Genomic DNA, 5,237 nt, shown 5'->3' on the forward strand with positions numbered 1-5,237 from the left:
AGCTAAGCGACTTCCATATCTCACAGGGGGCAACCCCCAACTACTTCCGGCGTTCTAGGGCTTAACTTCTGTGTTCGGCATGGGTACAGGTGTATCTCCTAGGCTATCGTCACTTAACTCTGAGTAATACCTACTCAAAATTGAATATCTATTCAAATCAAGAAAACCGTTCGCTTTCATATTCTCAGTTACTTTGGATAAGTCCTCGAGCTATTAGTATTAGTCCGCTACATGTGTCGCCACACTTCCACTTCTAACCTATCTACCTGATCATCTCTCAGGGCTCTTACTGATATAAAATCATGGGAAATCTCATCTTGAGGTGGGTTTCACACTTAGATGCTTTCAGCGTTTATCCCTTCCCTACATAGCTACCCAGCGATGCCTTTGGCAAGACAACTGGTACACCAGCGGTAAGTCCACTCTGGTCCTCTCGTACTAGGAGCAGATCCTCTCAAATTTCCTACGCCCGCGACGGATAGGGACCGAACTGTCTCACGACGTTCTGAACCCAGCTCGCGTGCCGCTTTAATGGGCGAACAGCCCAACCCTTGGGACCGACTACAGCCCCAGGATGCGACGAGCCGACATCGAGGTGCCAAACCTCCCCGTCGATGTGAACTCTTGGGGGAGATAAGCCTGTTATCCCCAGGGTAGCTTTTATCCGTTGAGCGATGGCCCTTCCATACGGAACCACCGGATCACTAAGCCCGACTTTCGTCCCTGCTCGAGTTGTAGCTCTCGCAGTCAAGCTCCCTTATACCTTTACACTCTGCGAATGATTTCCAACCATTCTGAGGGAACCTTTGGGCGCCTCCGTTACCTTTTAGGAGGCGACCGCCCCAGTCAAACTGCCCGTCAGACACTGTCTCCGATAGGGATCACCTATCTGGGTTAGAGTGGCCATAACACAAGGGTAGTATCCCAACATCGTCTCCTTCGAAACTGGCGTCCCGATCTCATAGACTCCTACCTATCCTGTACATGTGGTACAGACACTCAATATCAAACTGCAGTAAAGCTCCATGGGGTCTTTCCGTCCTGTCGCGGGTAACCTGCATCTTCACAGGTACTAAAATTTCACCGAGTCTCTCGTTGAGACAGTGCCCAAATCATTACGCCTTTCGTGCGGGTCGGAACTTACCCGACAAGGAATTTCGCTACCTTAGGACCGTTATAGTTACGGCCGCCGTTTACTGGGGCTTCAATTCATACCTTCGCTTGCGCTAAGCACTCCTCTTAACCTTCCAGCACCGGGCAGGCGTCACCCCCTATACATCATCTTACGATTTAGCAGAGAGCTGTGTTTTTGATAAACAGTTGCTTGGGCCTATTCACTGCGGCTGACTTAAAGTCAGCACCCCTTCTCCCGAAGTTACGGGGTCATTTTGCCGAGTTCCTTAACGAGAGTTCTCTCGCTCACCTGAGGCTACTCGCCTCGACTACCTGTGTCGGTTTGCGGTACGGGTAGAGTATGTTTAAACGCTAGAAGCTTTTCTTGGCAGTGTGACGTCACTAACTTCGCTACTAAACTTCGCTCCCCATCACAGCTCAATGTTATAGATATAAGCATTTGACTCATATCACACCTCACTGCTTAGACAGACTCTTCCAATCGTCTGCTTTAGTTAGCCTACTGCGTCCCTCCATCACTACATACTCTAGTACAGGAATATCAACCTGTTGTCCATCGGATACACCTTTCGGTCTCTCCTTAGGTCCCGACTAACCCAGGGCGGACGAGCCTTCCCCTGGAAACCTTAGTCTTACGGTGGACAGGATTCTCACCTGTCTTTCGCTACTCATACCGGCATTCTCACTTCTATGCGTTCCAGCACTCCTCACGGTACACCTTCTTCACACATAGAACGCTCTCCTACCATACCTATAAAGGTATCCACAGCTTCGGTAAATTGTTTTAGCCCCGGTACATTTTCGGCGCAGGGTCACTCGACTAGTGAGCTATTACGCACTCTTTGAATGAATAGCTGCTTCTAAGCTAACATCCTAGTTGTCTGTGCAACCCCACATCCTTTTCCACTTAACAATTATTTTGGGACCTTAGCTGGTGGTCTGGGCTGTTTCCCTTTCGACTACGGATCTTAGCACTCGCAGTCTGACTGCCGACCATAATTCATTGGCATTCGGAGTTTATCTGAGATTGGTAATCCGGGATGGACCCCTCACCCAAACAGTGCTCTACCTCCAAGAATCTTAATGTCGACGCTAGCCCTAAAGCTATTTCGGAGAGAACCAGCTATCTCCAAGTTCGTTTGGAATTTCTCCGCTACCCACAAGTCATCCAAGCACTTTTCAACGTGCCCTGGTTCGGTCCTCCAGTGCGTCTTACCGCACCTTCAACCTGCTCATGGGTAGGTCACATGGTTTCGGGTCTACGTCATGATACTAATTCGCCCTGTTCAGACTCGGTTTCCCTACGGCTCCGTCTCTTCAACTTAACCTCGCATCATAACGTAACTCGCCGGTTCATTCTACAAAAGGCACGCTCTCACCCATTAACGGGCTCGAACTTGTTGTAGGCACACGGTTTCAGGTTCTATTTCACTCCCCTCCCGGGGTGCTTTTCACCTTTCCCTCACGGTACTGGTTCACTATCGGTCACTAGGGAGTATTTAGGGTTGGGAGATGGTCCTCCCAGATTCCGACGGGATTTCGCGTGTCCCGCCGTACTCAGGATACTGCTAGGTACAAAGACTATTTTAAATACGAGGCTATTACTCTCTTTGGCTGATCTTCCCAAATCATTCTTCTATAATCTTTGAGTCCACATTGCAGTCCTACAACCCCGAAGAGTAAACTCTTCGGTTTGCCCTCCTGCCGTTTCGCTCGCCGCTACTAAGGCAATCGCTTTTGCTTTCTCTTCCTGCAGCTACTTAGATGTTTCAGTTCACTGCGTCTTCCTCCTCACATCCTTAACAGATGCGGGTAACAGGTAGTACCTGTTGGGTTCCCCCATTCGGAAATCCCTGGATCATCGCTTACTTACAGCTACCCAAGGCATATCGTCGTTTGTCACGTCCTTCTTCGGCTCCTAGTGCCAAGGCATCCACCGTGCGCCCTTATTAACTTAACCTTATTTTTTGACCTTTCAGTCATAAACTCTTATTAATACTACAGCGTTTTCGGTTTATTTTCTTGTTACTATTTGATATAGATATTCAATTTTCAATGTGCATTACTTGGTGATCTCTCACCAATGGAGCCTAGCGGGATCGAACCGCTGACCTCCTGCGTGCAAAGCAGGCGCTCTCCCAGCTGAGCTAAGGCCCCACAAGACCTCTCAAGACTAAACAAGACCAATGCGCAGTTCCTTTTCCTTAGAAAGGAGGTGATCCAGCCGCACCTTCCGATACGGCTACCTTGTTACGACTTCACCCCAATCATCTATCCCACCTTAGGCGGCTGGCTCCTTACGGTTACCTCACCGACTTCGGGTGTTACAAACTCTCGTGGTGTGACGGGCGGTGTGTACAAGGCCCGGGAACGTATTCACCGCGGCGTGCTGATCCGCGATTACTAGCGATTCCGACTTCATGTAGGCGAGTTGCAGCCTACAATCCGAACTGAGACTGGCTTTAAGAGATTAGCTTGTCGTCACCGACTTGCGACTCGTTGTACCAGCCATTGTAGCACGTGTGTAGCCCAGGTCATAAGGGGCATGATGATTTGACGTCATCCCCACCTTCCTCCGGTTTATTACCGGCAGTCTCGCTAGAGTGCCCAACTAAATGATGGCAACTAACAATAGGGGTTGCGCTCGTTGCGGGACTTAACCCAACATCTCACGACACGAGCTGACGACAACCATGCACCACCTGTCACCTCTGTCCCGAAGGAAAGCTCTATCTCTAGAGCGGTCAGAGGGATGTCAAGACCTGGTAAGGTTCTTCGCGTTGCTTCGAATTAAACCACATGCTCCACCGCTTGTGCGGGCCCCCGTCAATTCCTTTGAGTTTCAACCTTGCGGTCGTACTCCCCAGGCGGAGTGCTTAATGCGTTAGCTACGGCACTAAACCCCGGAAAGGGTCTAACACCTAGCACTCATCGTTTACGGCGTGGACTACCAGGGTATCTAATCCTGTTTGCTCCCCACGCTTTCGAGCCTCAGCGTCAGTTACAAGCCAGAGAGCCGCTTTCGCCACCGGTGTTCCTCCATATATCTACGCATTTCACCGCTACACATGGAATTCCACTCTCCCCTCTTGCACTCAAGTTAAACAGTTTCCAAAGCGTACTATGGTTAAGCCACAGCCTTTAACTTCAGACTTATCTAACCGCCTGCGCTCGCTTTACGCCCAATAAATCCGGACAACGCTCGGGACCTACGTATTACCGCGGCTGCTGGCACGTAGTTAGCCGTCCCTTTCTGGTAAGATACCGTCACAGTGTGAACTTTCCACTCTCACACTCGTTCTTCTCTTACAACAGAGCTTTACGATCCGAAAACCTTCTTCACTCACGCGGCGTTGCTCGGTCAGACTTCCGTCCATTGCCGAAGATTCCCTACTGCTGCCTCCCGTAGGAGTCTGGGCCGTGTCTCAGTCCCAGTGTGGCCGATCACCCTCTCAGGTCGGCTATGTATCGTCGCCTTGGTGAGCCGTTACCCCACCAACTAGCTAATACAACGCAGGTCCATCTGGTAGTGGTGCAATTGCACCTTTCAAACAGTTGTCATGCAACAACTGCTATTATGCGGTATTAGCTATCGTTTCCAATAGTTATCCCCCACTACCAGGCAGGTTACCTACGCGTTACTCACCCGTTCGCAACTCATCCGGAGAAGCAAGCTCCTCCTTCAGCGTTCTACTTGCATGTATTAGGCACGCCGCCAGCGTTCGTCCTGAGCCAGGATCAAACTCTCATTAAAAGTTTGAGTTCTCACTCATTTCTGTCACTGACAGATTTATTGTTTTTTTCATTGTTCAGTACTACAACCTTAGTTGTAGTGCCCTGCACATTGGTTCGTCTTGTTCAGTTTTCAAAGGTCTTTGTCACTCGCTTCTCTCAAGTGACAACTATATTAGTATATCACAGTCGCTTTCGCTTGTCAACACTTTTTTGAAACTTTTTTTAATTTTTTTCAATCAGTATTTTATCTGCAACATACCATAGTCCGTACGGGATTCGAACCCGTGTTACCGCCGTGAAAAGGCGGTGTCTTAACCCCTTGACCAACGGACCAGAGTTGTTATTTTCAACTCTTACTATTATACAGC

2 tRNA genes and 3 rRNA genes are annotated in these 5,237 nt (G+C 49.4%); all 5 read right to left on the reverse strand.

The features are described from left to right. Position 1 precedes the first annotated feature (1 nt). The 5 genes from rrf to FJR77_RS10100 all read right to left on the reverse strand — a co-directional run bounded on the left by rrf (position 2) and on the right by FJR77_RS10100 (position 5,202). A 5S ribosomal RNA gene (gene rrf, locus FJR77_RS10075) occupies positions 2–117 on the reverse strand. Between the two features lie 76 nt (positions 118–193). Next, positions 194–3,094: ribosomal RNA gene (locus tag FJR77_RS10080) — 23S ribosomal RNA — on the reverse strand. 124 nt (positions 3,095–3,218) lie between these two features. Beyond that, a tRNA-Ala gene (locus FJR77_RS10085) sits at positions 3,219–3,291 on the reverse strand. A gap of 51 nt (positions 3,292–3,342) precedes the next feature. Continuing rightward, positions 3,343–4,888: ribosomal RNA gene (locus FJR77_RS10090) — 16S ribosomal RNA — on the reverse strand. The 16S, 23S and 5S rRNA genes sit together here with 2 tRNA genes alongside, the layout of an rRNA operon. A 242-nt stretch (positions 4,889–5,130) precedes the next feature. Then, positions 5,131–5,202: transfer RNA gene (locus FJR77_RS10100), tRNA-Glu, on the reverse strand. Positions 5,203–5,237 lie beyond the last annotated feature (35 nt).

Source organism: Streptococcus shenyangsis, from assembly GCF_006385785.1.
GTDB lineage: Bacteria > Bacillota > Bacilli > Lactobacillales > Streptococcaceae > Streptococcus > Streptococcus shenyangsis.